The sequence below is a fragment of the Pseudomonas sp. RIT-To-2 genome, from assembly GCF_029623465.1.
Taxonomy (GTDB): domain Bacteria; phylum Pseudomonadota; class Gammaproteobacteria; order Pseudomonadales; family Pseudomonadaceae; genus Aquipseudomonas; species Aquipseudomonas silvicola.
On the sequence record NZ_JAPYKM010000031.1, the window covers coordinates 67395 to 83468 of the forward strand.

Annotated in this window: 24 protein-coding genes; 23 read left to right on the forward strand and 1 reads right to left on the reverse strand. The window is 60.2% G+C overall.

Features of this window, described 5'->3' with window-relative positions; translation table 11 throughout:
* Positions 1-2: 2 nt before the first annotated feature.
* Genes QBK88_RS23385 through QBK88_RS23460 form a run of 16 tightly spaced genes read left to right on the forward strand, consistent with a single transcriptional unit; the run spans position 3 to position 10672 of the window.
* Positions 3-1031 carry a DUF2184 domain-containing protein gene (locus QBK88_RS23385; protein ID WP_277963893.1) on the forward strand — a complete coding sequence of 343 codons (1029 nt, stop codon included), beginning with the start codon at positions 3-5 and terminating at the stop codon, positions 1029-1031.
* A 3-nt stretch (positions 1032-1034) separates the two neighbouring features.
* On the forward strand, positions 1035-1361 hold the full coding sequence (locus QBK88_RS23390) for a hypothetical protein (protein ID WP_277963894.1): 327 nt from the start codon (positions 1035-1037) through the stop codon (positions 1359-1361).
* Between the two features lie 3 nt (positions 1362-1364).
* Complete coding sequence (locus QBK88_RS23395; protein WP_277963895.1) at positions 1365-1769, forward strand: DUF4054 domain-containing protein; 405 nt, start codon at positions 1365-1367, stop codon at positions 1767-1769.
* Positions 1770-1794: 25 nt separating this feature from the next.
* Positions 1795-2358 (forward strand): hypothetical protein, encoded by a 564-nt coding sequence (locus tag QBK88_RS23400; RefSeq protein ID WP_277963896.1) that lies wholly within the window; start codon positions 1795-1797, stop codon positions 2356-2358.
* The gene (locus tag QBK88_RS23405) at positions 2355-2726 is read left to right on the forward strand and encodes a hypothetical protein (RefSeq protein ID WP_277963897.1); all 372 of its coding nucleotides are present in this window, start codon (positions 2355-2357) and stop codon (positions 2724-2726) included. The genes QBK88_RS23400 and QBK88_RS23405 overlap by 4 nt, the downstream gene beginning before the upstream one ends.
* Positions 2723-3259: a phage neck terminator protein gene (locus QBK88_RS23410; protein WP_277963898.1), complete on the forward strand. Its 537-nt coding sequence runs from the start codon at positions 2723-2725 to the stop codon at positions 3257-3259. Before QBK88_RS23405 ends, QBK88_RS23410 begins: the two co-directional genes overlap by 4 nt.
* 4 nt (positions 3260-3263) lie before the next feature.
* The gene (locus tag QBK88_RS23415) at positions 3264-4733 is read left to right on the forward strand and encodes a DUF3383 domain-containing protein (protein ID WP_277963899.1); all 1470 of its coding nucleotides are present in this window, start codon (positions 3264-3266) and stop codon (positions 4731-4733) included.
* 1 nt (position 4734) lies between these two features.
* On the forward strand, positions 4735-5172 hold the full coding sequence (locus QBK88_RS23420; RefSeq protein WP_277963900.1) for a phage tail fiber protein: 438 nt from the start codon (positions 4735-4737) through the stop codon (positions 5170-5172).
* Positions 5173-5184: 12 nt separating this feature from the next.
* Entirely contained in the window at positions 5185-5607 is a 423-nt protein-coding gene (locus QBK88_RS23425; protein WP_277963901.1) for a hypothetical protein, read from the forward strand.
* A gap of 20 nt (positions 5608-5627) precedes the next feature.
* Positions 5628-5801: a hypothetical protein gene (locus QBK88_RS23430; RefSeq protein WP_277963902.1), complete on the forward strand. Its 174-nt coding sequence runs from the start codon at positions 5628-5630 to the stop codon at positions 5799-5801.
* Positions 5801-7804 carry a phage tail tape measure protein gene (locus QBK88_RS23435; RefSeq protein ID WP_277963903.1) on the forward strand — a complete coding sequence of 668 codons (2004 nt, stop codon included), beginning with the start codon at positions 5801-5803 and terminating at the stop codon, positions 7802-7804. Before QBK88_RS23430 ends, QBK88_RS23435 begins: the two co-directional genes overlap by 1 nt.
* A complete protein-coding gene (locus tag QBK88_RS23440) occupies positions 7804-8493 on the forward strand; it encodes a phage baseplate protein (protein WP_277963904.1) in 690 nt (229 codons plus the stop codon). Before QBK88_RS23435 ends, QBK88_RS23440 begins: the two co-directional genes overlap by 1 nt.
* Positions 8494-8496: 3 nt before the next feature.
* Positions 8497-8796 carry a phage baseplate plug family protein gene (locus QBK88_RS23445; protein WP_277963905.1) on the forward strand — a complete coding sequence of 100 codons (300 nt, stop codon included), beginning with the start codon at positions 8497-8499 and terminating at the stop codon, positions 8794-8796.
* A gap of 13 nt (positions 8797-8809) precedes the next feature.
* Entirely contained in the window at positions 8810-9169 is a 360-nt protein-coding gene (locus QBK88_RS23450; protein WP_277963906.1) for a hypothetical protein, read from the forward strand.
* Entirely contained in the window at positions 9130-10050 is a 921-nt protein-coding gene (locus QBK88_RS23455; protein ID WP_277963907.1) for a baseplate hub protein, read from the forward strand. Before QBK88_RS23450 ends, QBK88_RS23455 begins: the two co-directional genes overlap by 40 nt.
* Positions 10031-10672 (forward strand): Gp138 family membrane-puncturing spike protein, encoded by a 642-nt coding sequence (locus QBK88_RS23460; protein ID WP_277963908.1) that lies wholly within the window; start codon positions 10031-10033, stop codon positions 10670-10672. Before QBK88_RS23455 ends, QBK88_RS23460 begins: the two co-directional genes overlap by 20 nt.
* Here QBK88_RS23460 and QBK88_RS23465 read toward each other — a convergent pair whose 3' ends face one another.
* The gene (locus QBK88_RS23465; protein WP_277963909.1) at positions 10673-11101 is read right to left on the reverse strand and encodes an OB-fold protein; all 429 of its coding nucleotides are present in this window, start codon (positions 11099-11101) and stop codon (positions 10673-10675) included. It abuts the gene before it with no gap.
* Positions 11102-11188: 87 nt separating this feature from the next.
* Between QBK88_RS23465 and QBK88_RS23470 the strand changes: the two genes are divergently transcribed.
* From QBK88_RS23470 to QBK88_RS23500, 7 genes are all read left to right on the forward strand, one after another.
* On the forward strand, positions 11189-11542 hold the full coding sequence (locus QBK88_RS23470; protein ID WP_277963910.1) for a hypothetical protein: 354 nt from the start codon (positions 11189-11191) through the stop codon (positions 11540-11542).
* The gene (locus QBK88_RS23475) at positions 11542-12759 is read left to right on the forward strand and encodes a baseplate J/gp47 family protein (RefSeq protein ID WP_277963911.1); all 1218 of its coding nucleotides are present in this window, start codon (positions 11542-11544) and stop codon (positions 12757-12759) included. The genes QBK88_RS23470 and QBK88_RS23475 overlap by 1 nt, the downstream gene beginning before the upstream one ends.
* 3 nt (positions 12760-12762) lie before the next feature.
* Positions 12763-13440: a DUF2612 domain-containing protein gene (locus tag QBK88_RS23480; protein ID WP_277963912.1), complete on the forward strand. Its 678-nt coding sequence runs from the start codon at positions 12763-12765 to the stop codon at positions 13438-13440.
* Positions 13430-14776 carry a glycine-rich domain-containing protein gene (locus tag QBK88_RS23485; RefSeq protein WP_277963913.1) on the forward strand — a complete coding sequence of 449 codons (1347 nt, stop codon included), beginning with the start codon at positions 13430-13432 and terminating at the stop codon, positions 14774-14776. Before QBK88_RS23480 ends, QBK88_RS23485 begins: the two co-directional genes overlap by 11 nt.
* A 62-nt stretch (positions 14777-14838) precedes the next feature.
* On the forward strand, positions 14839-15195 hold the full coding sequence (locus QBK88_RS23490; protein ID WP_277963914.1) for a tail fiber assembly protein: 357 nt from the start codon (positions 14839-14841) through the stop codon (positions 15193-15195).
* A 58-nt stretch (positions 15196-15253) separates the two neighbouring features.
* Complete coding sequence (locus QBK88_RS23495; RefSeq protein ID WP_277963915.1) at positions 15254-15712, forward strand: structural protein P5; 459 nt, start codon at positions 15254-15256, stop codon at positions 15710-15712.
* Positions 15709-16074 (forward strand): lysis protein (locus QBK88_RS23500; RefSeq protein WP_277963916.1); only part of this gene is annotated, 366 nt, incomplete at its 3' end. The genes QBK88_RS23495 and QBK88_RS23500, both read left to right, overlap by 4 nt.

Genomic DNA, 16074 nt, shown 5'->3' on the forward strand with positions numbered 1-16074 from the left:
TCATGGAAAAAGACTTCATCAAGGTGGCGCACGAGTACGGCGTCCATCTGGCTCAGACTGCGGCTTACCTCAAGCCGGAGTACGCGCGCGACTTCAACCTTGCCATGGACGCCCAGCCGACCATGGTTACCGTCAGCAACGCCGGTATCCCGGCCTACCTGGCTAACTACGTCGACCCGGAACTGATCCGCGTCGTCGTGACGCCTATGAAGGCCTCGGTCATCTTCGGCGAGACCAAAAAGGGCGACTGGACCACCCTGACCGCGCAATTCCCCATCGTGGAAGCGACCGGTGAGGTCAGTTCGTACGATGACTACAGCAACAACGGGTCGATCAACGCGAACGTGAACTGGGTGCCGCGCCAGAGCTACGGCTACCAGACCGTGACCCGCTGGGGCGAGAAAGAGCTGGAAATGTACGGCCTGGCCCGCATCGGCTACGCGGCCGAGCTGAGCGTGTCCAGCGCTCTGACGCTGAACAAGTTCCAGAACAAGTCGTACTTCTTCGGCATCGCCGGCCTGCAGAACTACGGCCTGCTGAACGACCCGAACCTCAGTGCCCCGGTCACCCCGGGCGCCACCGGTACCGGCAGCGGCACTACCTGGGCCACCAAGGACGGCGCGGCCATCTACGCCGACATCAGCGGCCTGCTGTACGCCAAGCTGATCAGCCAGACCAAAGGCCTGGTTGAGCGTGACGCGCCGATGAAGCTGTGCATGTCGCCGACTTCCGAAGTCAACCTGACCAAGACCAACCAGTACAACGTGAACGTTTCGGACCAGCTCAAGAAGAACTTCCCGAACCTGACCGTTGAAACCGCCGTTGAGTACAGCACCGCCTCGGGCGAACTGGTTCAACTGATCGTCGACAACATCGACGGGCAGGACACCGGCTATTGCGCCTTCACCGAGAAGATGCGCGCCCACCCGGTGGTGACCGACCTGTCGGCCTGGAAGCAGAAGAAGTCGGGCGGCACCTGGGGTGCCATCATCAAACAGCCTCTGGCTATCGCACAAATGTTGGGGGTCTGAACCATGGCTGACACCGTAATCGTGGGCTGCAAGCTGCCCCATGGCCTGGAAACGGTCATGGGCGGCAAAACTGTCGTGCTGAACGGCAACAACTCCACTGACCTGGCGGGCGGCTACGGCCTGACCCGCGAAGTCGACAAGGCTGCGTTCGAGCAGTGGCTCATCGACTTCGCCGACTTCGAGCCGGTCAAGCGCGGCCTGATCTTCGCCAACACCAGCGAGCGTAGCGTCAAGGCTGAAGCAGCCGAGAAGGCCGGCGAGAAAACCGGCCTGGAAGGCCTGAACCCGGACGCCCCGGCGCCTGGCATCAAGCCAGCCGACAAGGAGTGACCCATGGGTGTCGTCGTCTTCGACGTGGCGAGCTTCCGGGTTCGCTACCCGGAGTTCGCGACGGTATCTGATGAGCTGCTCCAGGCTTACTTCGACGAAGCCACCGTGTACCTCAACAACACCGAGTGCAGCCCCGTAACCGACGTGGCCAAGCGCGCGTTGCTGCTGAATATGCTGGTGGCGCACGTCGCAGCGCTGAACGCCGGGACAAATGGCGAGGCTGCCTCTCCCCTTGTGGGTAGGATCAACAGCGCCACCGAGGGCTCCGTGTCGGTCACCACCGACATGGGCGCCGTCGCCGGCTCGGCTGCCTGGTTCATGCAAACCAAATACGGCGCCTCCTACTGGCAGGCGACCGTCAATCTTCGTAGCTTCCGGTATTTCCCCGGGCGCTCATACCCAGCGTGAGGGTTTCGCCATGGCGGACGGTGGAATGGCCGGTGGCGAGGCGCTCCAGAAATACCTCGAAGGGATCGCCGAGAGTCTTACGAAGTCCAGCGGCCTGAAGGTAGGATTCCTCGAAGGCTCGACCTATCCGGACGGAACCTCCGTTCCAATGGTCGCTGCGGTGAACGAATTCGGGGGCACCATAGACATTCCCGAGCGCGTCCAGACCGTCTATTTCAGGATGAACGAGCGGACCGGTGATGTTGGCCATCGATTCGTTCGGGCTCAGAGATCTAACTTTGCCCAGGAAGTCGTTATTCCAGCTCACAAAATTACGATTCCTTCAAGGCCGTTTTTCCGAGAGACCATTGGTGATTTCTCACCTGAGTGGGGCGATGATCTCGCCAAGTTGCTTGTAAAGAATCGATATGACGTGCAGGCATCGCTGGAGTCGATGGGCATGATCATCAAGAAGCAGTTGCAAGACAGGATTGTAGACCTGGATAACCCAAGAAACGCCGCTTCCACGCTTCGCCAGAAGGCCGGCAACAACCCACTGGTGGACACCGGCCACATGCTCAACAGCGTCGATTACGAGGTGGATACGTGAACCTACACGGCATCGTCTCAGGCGCGGTCGGCACGGTGAACCCCTTCGTGTCCGGCACCATGCGGGTCAGTACCGGCTACACGACCTCAGGCTCTGGCAGCAGGACGCCCACCTACAGCGATACCGGCGTGAGCGTGCAGCTACAGGCCCTCGGCTACAAAGACCTTCAACAGATCGACGGCCTCAACCTGCAGGGCGTCGTCAAGGCCGCCTACGTGAAGGGCAACTTCAACGGCGTCAACCGCCCCAAGAAGCAGGGTGGGGACGTGCTCATCATCGGCGCCGATACCTGGCTGATCGTCCAGCCCCTGGAAGAATGGCCCGACTGGTGCAAGTTCGTGATCAACCTGCAGGTGCCCAAGACATGATCACCGCAGACGTTACCGAAGAAGACCTCCTGACCGCCTTGCGCGGTTTTTTATTGCCCATCGTTGGTGGAGAGGTGGTGCGGTCGCAGGAAAACGGCGTGCCGATGCCCACGGGCCCGTTCACGACCATGACCACGCTGCGGATCGCCGGTCTTTCCACGGACAAGCAGATCTGGGCCGATACCGGCTCGTCTGCCACCAGCTCCATCAAACACGCCCGCTCCAGCGAGTGGACGGTGCAGATCGACGTGTACGGCGAGGGCGCGATGGACCGGGCAAACGCTACGGCGGCCCTGGTGCGCACCGACTATGCCTGCAACCAGTTCGCCGCGGCGAGCATCGACATCCAGCCCCTCTACGCGGGCGAGCCGCACCAAACCACGATGATCAACGGCGAGCAGCAGTACGAACCGCGCTGGACGTTCGACTTCGTGGCCCAGTTCAACCCCGTCATTGCCGTCCCTGAGCAGTACGCGGACCAACTCGTCATCAACCTGGCCGAAGTGGCCGTGACCTTTCCACCCGAGGATTGACTAAATGACCATCCCCGTTTCGCAGATTGTCCAGGTCAATCCTGGCGTGCTCTCGGCTGCCGGCGCAGCCGTGGACATCAATGGCCTGATCCTTACCCAGAGCGGCTATGTGCCCATCGGCACTGTCCCGAGCTTCGCCTCGGCAGACGACGTGGGCACCTACTTCGGTGACTCATCCACCGAGAAGGCTCTGGCCGATATCTACTTCGACGGCTTCGACAACTGCACCAAGACCCCGGGTTCTCTGTTCTTCGCTCAATACCCTGCGGCTCCTGTGGCGGCTTATCTGCGTAGTGGGTCGCTGGCGTCGATGACGCTGGCGCAGTTGCAGGCTCTCACCGGATCCCTGACCGTAACCGTGGATGGCGTAGCTAAGACCGCAGCATCGGTATCGCTGTCGGCTGCAACCAGCTTCAGCAATGCTGCGACCCTGCTGGCTACCGCCCTGGGCGTACCGGTCACGTTCGACGCCATCAAGTCTGCCTTCATCGTTGCATCGAGTACTTCGGGCGCAGCGTCCACCATCTCGTTCGCTACTGGCACCCTGGCCGCAAGTCTGCTGCTTACCAGTGCCACTGGCGCGGTTACCAGTCAGGGAGCCGTGGCCGGCATCTCCTCCACCTTCATGAATGCTGTAGTGAAGGTGACGCAGAACTGGGTCAACTTCATGACCACCTGGGAGCCAGTGACCGCAGATAAGACGGCATTCTCCACTTGGGTCAACGCCCAGAATGACCGCTACGCCTACGTTGGCTGGGACAGCGACGTGAACGCCAAGGCTTCCGGAAGCACTGCTACCTGGGGCGCGGCACTGAAAGCCGCAAACATCAGCGGCAGCATTCCGGTATTCGGCAATGCCACCCATGCCGCCTTCGTGCTGGCCTGGGCTGGATCGCTGGACTTCGACCGCCTCAATGGTCGGGCCACCCTGGCGTTCCGCTCCCAGAGCGGCTTGTCCGCTTCAGTCACCGACGCCACCGACGCAGCCAACCTCATCGCGAACGGTTACAACTTCTATGGTGCGTACGCCACGGCGAAGGATGGCTACACCTTTATGTATCCGGGGGCGATCTCGGGTGACTGGGACTGGGCTGATTCCTACATCAATCAGGTGTGGCTGAACGCCAACCTGCAGGGGGCGATGATCGAGCTTCTGCAGGCCGTCAACTCGCTGCCATACAACGCTGCTGGTTACGCCCTGGTCGAGGCAGCCTGCGCGGACCCGCTGATCGCAGCATTGAACTTTGGCGCAATCCGCACGGGTACCACTCTTTCTTCTGCGCAGATCGCCGAAATCCAGAACGCGGTGGGTGCCGACGTGAGCGCAACGATCATCGCCAAGGGCTATTACATGCAGATCGTACCGGCTACCGCAGCCATACGTGCGGCACGTACCAGCCCGCCCATCACGCTGTATTACGCCGATGGCGGCAGCATCCAGAAACTGACTGTAGCCAGCATCGAGGTGCAATAACATGTCGACCATTACCTCTGCGAACGCAGCGTTCGCGCTGGCCATCACCAACCTGTACCCGTCGCCTCAAAACATCCAGGGTTACGCCGCGGACGCGATGTTCGCGGTGGACGAGGCCGATATCGCCGAAATCGTCATGGGTGTGGACGGCAAAATGTCTGCTGGCTACGTCTACTCGGCCACGCCGATGACGGTCTCGATCATGCCGGATTCACCGTCGAACACCGTTTTCGAGACCTGGTACAACACCAGCCGGGCCGCCGCCGACGTGTACTCAGGCAATGCCACCATCATCCTGCCCGGCATCAAGCGCAAGTACACCCTGAAAAACGGTGTGCTGACCAAGGGCAAGGCTCTGCCGGATGCCAAGAAAACCCTCCAGCCCCGGGAATGGAAGATCACCTGGGAAAGCGTCACTGGCGAAGACTACAACGGATAAGGCGGTGATCTGATGGCTCGCAAGACGATTGAATACCGCGTGGAAGACGAAGGTCGCGACTTCGGCAAACTGTTCGAACTGCGTGAGATGCCGTGCACACAGGCCGAGAAATGGGCGCTGCGCGTGTTCCTGGCCGTGGCCAGCAACGGCATTGAGCTGCCTGACGACGTGGCGAACGCCGGCTTTGCCGCCATCGCTGCCATGGGCCTGGGCCTGATCGGCAAGCTGCCCTACAAGGACGCCGAGCCGCTGCTGGACGAGATGTTCACCTGTGTGCGCATCAAGCCTGATCCTGGCAACCGCGGCGTTGTTCGTGACCTGGTCGAGGACGACATCGAGGAAGTCAAAACCCGCGTCAAGATCCGCATGGCTGTCTTCAAGCTCCACGCGGATTTTTCCAAGGCCGCCGCGCCCTCGACCTTGGCCCAAGCGTAGGCGGCCGCCAACCGTACGGCATGGTCGACTACCTGAACATGCCGAGGACGGTGGCCACCTGTGTCTCGTCGCGCCTGGCCACCCTGCATGAACTCGATACCGTCTACGGCCTTGAGGATATGTGGGGGCTGCTGGAGGTGAACACCGTCGACACCCATAACGCCAACGTCGCGAAAAAAGCCGAGGAGGCCTGATGGCGAACATCATCGACGCCCTGATCGTGACGCTCGGCCTGGACGCCAGTGATTACCAGAAGGAACAGAAGGAGGTTGACGTTGGCCTGAAAAAACTTCGGGAGAATGCCGAGAAGACCGCCAAGGAAATGGAGGCTCGTGGCAAGCAGGCCGCCGCCTTCGTGGGGGCCATCAAGCGCGAACTGATCGGGCTGTTTGCCGTCGTCACCGCTGGCCGGGGACTGAGCGGATTTTTCACCGACTCCGTGAACGACACGGCCGCCCTTGGGCGCCTGGCCGTGAACCTGAACATGTCGGCCAAGGAGCTGGACGGCTGGGGGACCGCAGCCGAGGCGTTTGGCGGCACGGCAGAGGGTGTGCGCGGCTCGCTGCAGCACATCGCCGGCGGTATTCAGGAGTTTGCGGCCACTGGCCAGTCAGCACTTATCCCGTACTTCCGCTCGATGGGCATTGAGCTCTCGGATAGTTCCGGCAAGGTCCGTGATTACCGCGCGATAATGATGGACCTGGCTGACAAGTTCAAAGGCATGAAGCCCCAGGAAGCGCTGTTCTTCGGGCACAATCTGGGGTTGGATGACGGCACCATCAACCTGTTGCGCCAGGGCCGGGGGGAGTTGTCTCAACTGGTCGCCAAGATGACCCAGTCCTCCGGCATTACCCAGGACAGCGTCGACGCCGCGCGGCGAGCCCAGAAGAACTGGGCGATCTTCAATCAGCAACTGCGCGGAATTGGGCAGACCATCTTCGCCGAGATGGCGCCAGCGCTCGAAGTGGCCATTACCTGGCTGACCAAGTTTTCGGACTGGGTGTCCGAGCATCACGAGGTCATCGTGGGGTTCTTCGCGGGTGCTGCTGGCGCTGCCGCAGCCCTCGCCCTGGCAACAATCGAAATCTGGGGGCCCATCGTCCTGATTGCGGGCGCGATCGCAGGTCTGTCGGCTGGTGTTACCTACCTGTGGGGGGAGTGGCAGAAGTGGACCAGTGGTAGCAAAACGCAGTTGGGCGAGCTGTTCCAGGTCGCCACAAACGTGTTCAACGGGATCAAGCAGATCTTCGCGGGCACGCTGGAGCCTATGAAGGCGTTGCTGGCTGGATTTATCCAGATCGTCATCGACTACTTCAAGCTCCTCAAGGCGGTATTCACCGGAAACACGGACGATATCCGCAAGGCGTGGCGCAACCTTACAGGGGACCTTGGCAAGTACTTCCAGGACTGGGTGAAGCTCATCGAGACCCTGGCGCCGCGCATAGCCGCTGCACTGGTCAAGGCCTTCACGGGTGCCTGGGACTACCTCAAGAAAAGGTACAGCAAGATCGCTGCCTTGTTCACGGGCGAAAGCGATGGCGAGACCCCGGACGAGCCGGAGGCACCGCCACAGGGGCAGGCGCCAACTGTTGAGTCATCCGATCCGCAGCAGCCGGCCGCCCCCAGCGGCGCCCGGCTGCCACGCGGGGTGCGCAACAATAACCCGGGCAACCTGAATTTCGTGGGCCAGGACGGCGCTACGCTGGAGTCCGGGTCGAACGCACGGTTTGCCAAGTTCACCAGCATGGAGGCTGGTATTGCTGCGCTTGCGAAACAGTTGCAGCTCTATGCTTCGCGCGGCGTGAACTCCATCCGAACTATCGTCAACAAATATGCGCCGGCCGGCGACGGCAACAACACGGCGGCATACATGCAGGCCCTGGCGAAATCGGTAGGCGTGGGCGTGGATGCGCAGCTAAATCTCGGTGACACGTCGCAGCTCACCGCTCTCGTCAAAGGCATTACCAACCACGAAAACGGCGCCGGCTACGTCAGCGACGACCAGATCCGTGCAGGGGTGCGTCTTGGCGCGGGCGCCAGATCGTTCAGCGGCGTGGCCAGCAACACTACGGATGTGACCATCCAGCGAATGGAAATCAACACCCGGGCAACTGACGCGGCCGGTATCGCGCGGGACATGGGCTCGGAAATTCAACGGCGAGGCCTCACCAGCCCGGCCGCCACAGGGGATAGCTGATGTCGCTGATTGATTTCCCCAATATCCCGCCACTGCCTGGCGTGCCGGACCTGCGCCGCAGTTCCTATGGCGTTCTTGCGCAGACCGGCATCATGGGCAAGTTGCAGGGGCTGGATTATTTCGGCCTGCTGGACGGCCTGCTGGCCCCCACATGGCAGGTCGTGGACGCCAACGGCGCCCAGGTCATCAAGCCCGACTCGGTCGTCGCGTTCGAGTACCGCGGTGAAGCGCGGCTGGCAACCTTCCCGATCGAGCAGGGGGCGTTCTCCACCTACAACAAGGTGCAGATGCCGTATGACCTGCGCATTCGCATGACCTGCGGGGGGAACGGAAGCATGAGCCGGGACCAGTTCCTGGCCATGCTGAAGTACCTGCAGGACTCGATTGAGCTGTACACCATCGTCACACCTGACGACTCTTTGGTGAACGTCAATCTGGTCAGCTACGACTACCGCCGGGAAGCGCGCAACGGTGCGACCTTGATCACGGCCGATGCCATGTTTCAGGAAGTTCGTGTGACCGCCAGCGGGGTCTACGTCAACGCGGCACAGCCGGCTGGCGCTGATGCGGTGAGTGTGGGATCGGTGAAAACGACCGACCCGTCGAAAGAGCAGGAGTCGATATTCGCCAAGGCCTGGGCCGCCACCAAGACCGCCGGAACGACGGTCCTGAACGTACTGAAGGGGTAGCCCATGCTTGTGATACCGCTCACCGCCACGCCGTCGCAGACGTTTTCCATCGTCCTCAACCAGCAGAACTGCAAGATCAACGTCTACCAGAAGTCGACGGGCATGTACTTGGACCTCTACCTGAACGCCACCAAGATCATCAGCGGGGTCATCTGCCGGAACCTGGTGCGCCTGGTGCAGCAGTCCTACCTGGGGCTTGTGGGTGACCTGGCATTCCTCGACACAAAAGGGTCCGACGATCCGTCGTATGAGGCCCTCGGAACCCGTTGGATCCTGATGTATCTTGAGGCTTCAGACCTTTGATGCAGGGATCGACATGAAACGGATGGTGATTTTATTTGGTGCTTTGCTCTTCACTGCAACTGCTGCTCATGCTGATGGAAAAAACAAGGTTTCCAAGGAGGAAGGCTGCGCGAGTCAGGGTGATTTCGTCGCGAAGGTTGTTGCTTCTCGGCAAGCTGGCGTAGCAGCTAATACCGTGCTTGACATGACCGTCACGTCAGAAACGAAAGCATACGGCGCTCCACCAAATGAAGTTCGCTCAGCCTGGTATCGGAAGACGATCTTGGCCATCTACGAAAATCCCAAATACCTGTATTCCGATCCGTCTGCTTCAGGCATGTCGTACCAGGATGCATGCTTGGCAAATCCGGCAAAAATGCTGATTGGAGGATAGCGATGACGTTCAGGTCTAGAGCCATTGATGTTTCTTTCAGGCTCGCTGATGGTGAGTTTGGTGATGGACTTGGCAATGAGGTGCTTTATACCGGTCTACGTTGTGAAGCCTCGATCAATAATGTGGCCGGCGATTCATTAAATTCTATCCAGTTTCGGGCTTATGGCATGAGCTCATCCGTGATGAGCAAGCTGTCTACGCTCGGGCTGCTCGCGACCGTTGTGAGGAAAAATATTGTAACGGTCTTTGCTGGCGATAATCTTAGCGGTAGGGAGCAAGTATTCCAGGGCACTATTTCTAACGCATGGACGGATTATCGCGGAGCCCCAGAGGTTTCTTTTAATCTTGAGGCTTACGCTGGTTTTTATGAGCAAGTAAAAGCTGTCGCTGTAAATAGCTATAGCGGATCTACTGACGTAGCTTCGATAATCCAGAGTCTCGCCACTTCAATGGGTTATGCGTTCAAGAATAATGGTGTTACGGCAAAACTTTCCAGCCCATATTTGGCCGGCTCGGCGATAGCGCAGATAAAGGACGCAGCAAAGCATGCTGGCATCAACTGCGATATAAGTAATGGGCGTGTTGAAATCTGGCCGAACGGCGGAAAGCGAGACGAGCAAACTCTAATATTGTCCCCTCAAACTGGTCTTGTGGGATATCCAACTTTCTCAGGTGTTGGTATTAATGTGCAGGCTGAGTTCAACACCGACATTATGATCGGACGCCATATTGCCGTCCAAAGCTCCATACCGCAGGCATGCGGAGATGACTGGTACTGCCAGATATCGCACCACGAAATATCGTCCATGTCGCCAGGCGGCCCCTGGTTTACCTATGCAACCCTAGCGAAGGCGGGTTTTTATGTCGCAAAAGGAAACTGATGGAGCCGTTGGTGTCATGGATTTGATGCCTGGCAACGACTTCAACGCCCAATCATTCATCATTCGCCAGGCGCTGGCAAAGACAAGAACTAACACGTTGGTCCAAGTAATTAGCTGCACGAATGATGGAGGGCTATCTCCTGTTGGCCTGGTAGATGTTCAGGTTCTTGTTCAGCGGATTGCCGGAGATGGAACGGTGATAGACGCCGGCAAGATCCACAACCTGCCGTACATGCGCATCCAGGGCGGTACCGACGCCGTGATCATGGACCCAAAGGTCGGCGACATTGGTCTTGCCGCGATATGCGACCGCGACATCTCGGCTGTGGTCGCGAGCAAGGCTGCTGCTGCTCCTGCTTCTCTGCGCCGGCACGACATGGCTGACGGCCTGTACTTGGGCGGCTTTCTCAACGGCACGCCCGCCCAGTACATCCAGTTCACCGAGGGCGGCATCAACTTGGTGTCACCCACAAAGGTCAGCGTGCAGGCCCCAGAGATCGACCTTGCCGGAGTGGTGAAGATCACGGGTTCGGCATTGACCCATAACGGTGTGAACGTTGGCGCAACCCACACCCACGCAGGGGTTACTCCAGGCTCTGGCTCTACAGGCCTGCCTCAGTAATTAAGGATGGCAATTGAGCAGCCAGGGCATGCCGTTTTTGTCTTGACCGCCTCCAGTGCAGATCATGCTCACCTTATCTCCGGCTACGATCTTGCTGTAAAAGGCAGAGTATTTTTTTGAGATGCTGGCCTGCACACCCAAAACGCCATAGGGGTTGGGCGTTGTACTTACCCGGAACGATATCAGCACGTAATCACCCACCGGCCCATACGGCTTTTTGGCAATTCCATAAATATCAATCAGGTGTCCCTTGTAGAAGCTATCTGACTGCTTTGGATTGTTTTTGTATGCCTGAAATAGCTCATCTGCATCTATGGGTATCGGATGCTCTGGCGGGTTTTGATATCGGTCCTCCTCCGACTGAGTTGCTGCCCCAGAAATTGCGGCCCACAGCGAAGCCGCGAGCAGCGCGAACGATAGCCTTTTCATAAGTCACTCCCTGTAAAAAGGGGTGATCTTCGCATACCGATAGCCGGCCATGAGCCGGTTTTTTTACGCCCAGAAAAAGGCACAACCATGCCCAACACCCTTTTGCTGGACCAGGACGCCTGGGACCTGGTGCTTGACGCATCCGGGGATATTGCGCTGGCTGGCGAGCCCTATGCCATCGCCCAGGACGTGGCCAGCGCGGTTCGCACCTTCGCCAGCGAGTGCTGGTACGACACAACGCTGGGCCTGCCGTACTTCCAGAAGGTCCTCGGCTACATGCCGCCCCCGTCCTTCCTGCGCCAGAAGATCATCGATGCCGCCATGACCATCACCAACGTGGTCAGCGTCGAGGTGGTGTTCGTGACGCTGGAGGGGCGGGCGCTGACGGGCCAGATCAAAATCATCGACACCACCGGAACTGAGTCGGGAGTGACCTTTTAATGGCCTATACCACCGCTGTTCCGCAACTCACCCTGGACAATACCGGGGTGACGATCCCCGACGAAACTGACGTTCTCGCAGGCGTGCAGGCCGACATCAATACCGCGTTCGGCGGCGGCGTCAGCTCGTCGCTGTCGTCCCCCCAGGGACAACTCGCCCAGAGCGTCACCGCCATCATCGGCGACAAGAACGACCAGATTGCCGAGGTCGTGAACAACGTCGACCCGGACAAGGCTGAAGGCCGCTGGCAAGACGCGATTGGACGGATCTACTTCATTGATCGCACGCCGGCCAGTGGGACGGTGGTGACCGGAACATGCTCGGGCCTGGTAGGTACGGTGATTCCATCCGGCAGCATGGCTCAGGATGTGAACGGCTACCTCTACGCCAGCCTGGCAGATGCCACCATCTCGGCAGCCGGTACTGTGCAGGTCGATTTTCAGTGCCAGACCACCGGGCCTATAGCTTGCCCCGTGGGCGCGCTCACCAGGATCTACATCCAGGTCACGGGCTGGGACACGATCACCAACACCACGGCCGGGACCGAAGGCGTGGACGTGGAGAGTCGGGCCGACTTCGAGTACCGGCGCAAGCTCTCCGTGGCAGCCAATGCCGTGAACTCTGTGCAGGCCATCTATGCAGCAGTGCTGGACGTTGACGGGGTTCTGGATGCCTACGTGATCGATAACCCCAAAGGGGTAGTGGTCAATACCGGCGCAACGAATTACCCAGTCGCTGCGCATAGCGTCTACGTGGCGTGTTCCGGCGGCGCGGCAGCCGATATCGCCGTGGCCATCTGGAGCAAGAAGTCCAACGGCTGCGACTACAACGGCACCACCAGCGCGGTCGTGGAGGACGCCAACTACGAAGTGCCGCGCCCGAAATACACCGTGTCCTGGGTCACGCCCACGGCGGTGCCTATCTTCTTCGCCGTGCAGGTCGTGAACAACGCGAACATGCCGGCCAACATCGTTGCACTTATCCAGGCGGCAATGATCGATGCTTTCAACGGCACCGATGGCGGTACCCGCGCGCGGATCGCGTCAGCGATCTATGCGGGTCGATTCTATGCAAGTGTGGCGGCTACGAACCCCAACGTGCAGATCCTCAGCATTCTGTTGGGTACCACAGCGCCAGGCGCAAGCACCTCCGTGACCATGGGCATTGATCAGCGTCCGACGCTCGATGCCAGCAACATCACAGTGACCCTGGTGTGAGCCATGGAAAACTATACCGACACGATCCTCAGCCAGTACGCGAACAGCCCGACCATCACCGGTCTGATCGACTTCTTCAACCAGAACATCGACCCCAGCGCGGATATCGATGCCTTCTACAGCATCATTTGGAACGTTGACACCGCTGTCGGTGTTGGCCTGGATATGTGGGGCAAGATCGTCAACGTTTCGCGCGAGCTGCAGATCGCCACTACCCCAGCATATTTCGGTTTCGACGAGGCATATACCGCGGCAACAGCCAGTACTGGCGCCCAGCCGTTTGACCAGGCGCCCATGTACAACGGCACCCTGGCCACCACCACCTTCACTCTTGCGGATGATGCATACCGCAAGCTGATCATGGTCAAGGCCCTGGCCAATATCACCGACTGCACCTCGCAGTCTCTGAACAAATTGCTTCGGTATTTGTTCGACGGGGAGGGGCGCTGCTACGTAGTGGACACCGGCGGCATGCAGGTGCGTTACGTGTTCGAGTTCGCCCTCTCCGACGTCGAGCTGGCCATCATGCTCAACTCTGGCGCGGTACCGCGCTCTGCTGGCGTCCTTGTTTCTGTCATGCAAATCGACCCCGCAACCACCTTCGGCTTTGCCGAGGCTGGATTGCAGCCGTTTGATCAGGGCGTCTTCTTCTCCACTTCGGGACTTCAAAATGCAAACTAGCGGCCTTCCGACACGCACCCCAACGCCGTTTGCCAATGGCGGGGGCAAAAACCCCATTCCGGTTGCCTCCCAGATCTCGGTCACGCCTGGCGCCGCTTCATACACGGACGGCTTCCCGCCACTGACGAGAACGCCTATTTCCGCTGGAGGTGTTCCGCCATTCGGGCTGGATTTCAACGGCATCCTCAATGCCATCACTACTGCGGTGCGGTGGTCCAATGCTGGTGGTCAATACACCTACGACACTGCTTTCTCCACCTCCGTAGGTGGCTACCCCAAAGGCGCGATGCTGGCGCGCACTGGGTTTGATGGGTTTTGGGTGTCGAGCGTAGAAAACAATACCGCCAACCCTGACACTGGCGGCGCAGGGTGGAACGCGCTTTCGGCCCAGGGCTGGGACTACGCCACTGGTGGCGGGGCGGCCAATGCGTACATCGCCACGTATTCACCCGCGATTCTTGCCCTGAAGGATGGCCTGACCCTCACTTCGACCGCGGTAGCCGTCAACACCGGCGCCAGTACGTTCTCCCCGAATGGCCTGACGGCCAAGCCCATCGTGAGCCTCGCACAGGCCACCCTGATTGGTGGCGAGCTGGTAGTGAACGGTCGATTCACGGTGAAGTATTCCGCCAACCTCGACGCCTGGGTGCTGATCTCTGCGACCGGCGGTAATGCCATGGCGGGCCGACTGATCAACGTTCAGGTATTCGGTGCAGTCGGCACCTTCTCCTACACCCCTACAGCCGGTACGCGCAGTATCGTCGTTGAAGCCCAAGGCGGTGGCGCGAGCGCAGGGGGAGTTGCCGCTCCGGCTACTGGGCAGGCTGCCGTGTCGGGTGGTGGCTCATCGGGCGCATACGGGAAGAGCTACTACCAAATTTCTGCCCTGTCAGTTCCGGTGCTGGTAACAGTTGGGGCGGGTGGGGCAGCACCTACTGCCGGCGCTAACGCCGGGATTTCCGGTGGTACTACCAGCTTCGGCTCGTACCTGGCAGCACCTGGTGGCGGCGCATCTGTTGGGTGCGCATCTCAGGCGGCTCCAATCGTCAGCGCCAACGGGGGGAGCAACCCCGGCCCTGTTGGGGCCAATATCGTTGGCTCTCCAGGCCAGGCCGGGCAAAACGGGGTGATGATCTCGGCCAACTCTGGGTATTCGGGGTCAGGTGGATCTTCCGTTTATGGGGCTGGTGGCAACAGCAGGGCAAGTGCCAACCCTGGCAATCCAGGGGCAGGTTACGGCGGCGGTGGCAGCGGCGCGCTGCAGGCTGCGGGCGGGGCTGCCTTGGCCGGAGGCGCAGGAACGCAGGGAATCGTCATCATCTGGGAGTACGCATAATGCGAACGTACGCACGCATTTACGAAGGCGCCGTGGCTGAGATTTTCTCCACGGACGGGGACATGGCCGAGATGTTCCATCCCGATCTTGTCTGGGCGGACATCACTGATGTCACTCCCGAGCCGGTCTACGGGTGGACGGCCGTTGAGGTGGAGGGGGCGTGGTCCTTCGCTGAGCCGGTGGTCCCGGCTCCCACCGATGCCGAGCTGCGTATCAACGCCATTGCCCAGCGCGATGCGTTGCTCGCGGCCGCGAACGAAAAGACGGCCGGCATGGCAGACGCCTATATCGCCGGGCTGCTTGACGCGGACGATACCGCAATGTTCAAGACCTATGCAGCCTACAAGCTGGACCTGAACAAGATCGATACCCAGGCCGGGTACCCGGCAACCATCACCTGGCCGCCTCTGCCGGCTTGACCGATTAACGATGCAAACAGCCGCCTTGAGCGGCTTTTTTTCGTCTGGAGAAAAGTACATGCCAGCCATCCCCCGCGGCGTCCGTAACAACAACCCCGGCAACATCGACTTCAACCCGCGCAACAATTGGGTAGGCCAGCTTGGCCTGGAGCCTAAGACCGCAGGCGTGCCAAACCCTCGCTTCGCCTTGTTCGACTGTGCCGAGAACGGCATCCGCGCGATCGGCAAGCTGATCCTCGCCTATCGGGGCAAGGACGGGATGCCAGGTGTCGGCAAGACCGGCATCGACACGGTCACCGAGGTCATCAGCCGCTGGGCTCCGGGCAACGAGAACAACACCGCGGCCTACGTTGCCGCCGTGGCCAAACGAATGGTGGTGCTGCCCGGCGCGCCGCTGATTCTCGGCGATTACAAGACGCTACTCGGGCTGGTCACCGGCATCATTTACCAAGAGGAGGGGTACATGCCGTATACGCCCGCCCAGGTAGAGGAAGGCGTGCGTAGGGCACTGGCATGAGCGAAACCGCGATCAAGTGGGCCGTGGCCGCCGGCCTAGTGCTGTTACTCATGGCCGGCAGCTTCTATGTGGCCTGGGCCTGGCAGGCCAACAGCTACGGCAAGCAACTGGCCGCGCAGTCGGCGGGGTACCAGGCGGACCTGACCGCCATCAACAACGCCGGGGCTGCGCAGACCAGCAAGGCCCTGGCCCAACAGCAGGCGGCGGAGCAAAAGGCCGCTGCCAGTGACGCCCAGCGCACCCAGGAGAAAACCGATGCTCTCGCCGAAAACGAAACCCTGCGCCAACGGTACGCCGCGACCCAAGCTGCCAATGACCGGCTGCGCGCTGATGTTGCTGCTGGCGCTCAGCGGCTGCGGATC

Coding starts and splice junctions, on each gene's coding strand:
- QBK88_RS23430 (WP_277963902.1), top strand. CDS start 5,628: ATGGTCGACTACCTGAACATGCCGAGGACGGTGGCCACCTGTGTCTCG.
- QBK88_RS23455 (WP_277963907.1), top strand. CDS start 9,130: ATGCTTGGCAAATCCGGCAAAAATGCTGATTGGAGGATAGCGATGACG.
- QBK88_RS23425 (WP_277963901.1), top strand. CDS start 5,185: ATGGCTCGCAAGACGATTGAATACCGCGTGGAAGACGAAGGTCGCGAC.
- QBK88_RS23395 (WP_277963895.1), top strand. CDS start 1,365: ATGGGTGTCGTCGTCTTCGACGTGGCGAGCTTCCGGGTTCGCTACCCG.
- QBK88_RS23485 (WP_277963913.1), top strand. CDS start 13,430: ATGCAAACTAGCGGCCTTCCGACACGCACCCCAACGCCGTTTGCCAAT.
- QBK88_RS23400 (WP_277963896.1), top strand. CDS start 1,795: ATGGCCGGTGGCGAGGCGCTCCAGAAATACCTCGAAGGGATCGCCGAG.
- QBK88_RS23465 (WP_277963909.1), bottom strand. CDS start 11,101: ATGAAAAGGCTATCGTTCGCGCTGCTCGCGGCTTCGCTGTGGGCCGCA.
- QBK88_RS23415 (WP_277963899.1), top strand. CDS start 3,264: ATGACCATCCCCGTTTCGCAGATTGTCCAGGTCAATCCTGGCGTGCTC.
- QBK88_RS23420 (WP_277963900.1), top strand. CDS start 4,735: ATGTCGACCATTACCTCTGCGAACGCAGCGTTCGCGCTGGCCATCACC.
- QBK88_RS23460 (WP_277963908.1), top strand. CDS start 10,031: ATGTCGCAAAAGGAAACTGATGGAGCCGTTGGTGTCATGGATTTGATG.
- QBK88_RS23435 (WP_277963903.1), top strand. CDS start 5,801: ATGGCGAACATCATCGACGCCCTGATCGTGACGCTCGGCCTGGACGCC.
- QBK88_RS23470 (WP_277963910.1), top strand. CDS start 11,189: ATGCCCAACACCCTTTTGCTGGACCAGGACGCCTGGGACCTGGTGCTT.
- QBK88_RS23480 (WP_277963912.1), top strand. CDS start 12,763: ATGGAAAACTATACCGACACGATCCTCAGCCAGTACGCGAACAGCCCG.
- QBK88_RS23410 (WP_277963898.1), top strand. CDS start 2,723: ATGATCACCGCAGACGTTACCGAAGAAGACCTCCTGACCGCCTTGCGC.
- QBK88_RS23450 (WP_277963906.1), top strand. CDS start 8,810: ATGAAACGGATGGTGATTTTATTTGGTGCTTTGCTCTTCACTGCAACT.
- QBK88_RS23475 (WP_277963911.1), top strand. CDS start 11,542: ATGGCCTATACCACCGCTGTTCCGCAACTCACCCTGGACAATACCGGG.
- QBK88_RS23490 (WP_277963914.1), top strand. CDS start 14,839: ATGGCCGAGATGTTCCATCCCGATCTTGTCTGGGCGGACATCACTGAT.
- QBK88_RS23495 (WP_277963915.1), top strand. CDS start 15,254: ATGCCAGCCATCCCCCGCGGCGTCCGTAACAACAACCCCGGCAACATC.
- QBK88_RS23440 (WP_277963904.1), top strand. CDS start 7,804: ATGTCGCTGATTGATTTCCCCAATATCCCGCCACTGCCTGGCGTGCCG.
- QBK88_RS23385 (WP_277963893.1), top strand. CDS start 3: ATGGAAAAAGACTTCATCAAGGTGGCGCACGAGTACGGCGTCCATCTG.
- QBK88_RS23390 (WP_277963894.1), top strand. CDS start 1,035: ATGGCTGACACCGTAATCGTGGGCTGCAAGCTGCCCCATGGCCTGGAA.
- QBK88_RS23445 (WP_277963905.1), top strand. CDS start 8,497: ATGCTTGTGATACCGCTCACCGCCACGCCGTCGCAGACGTTTTCCATC.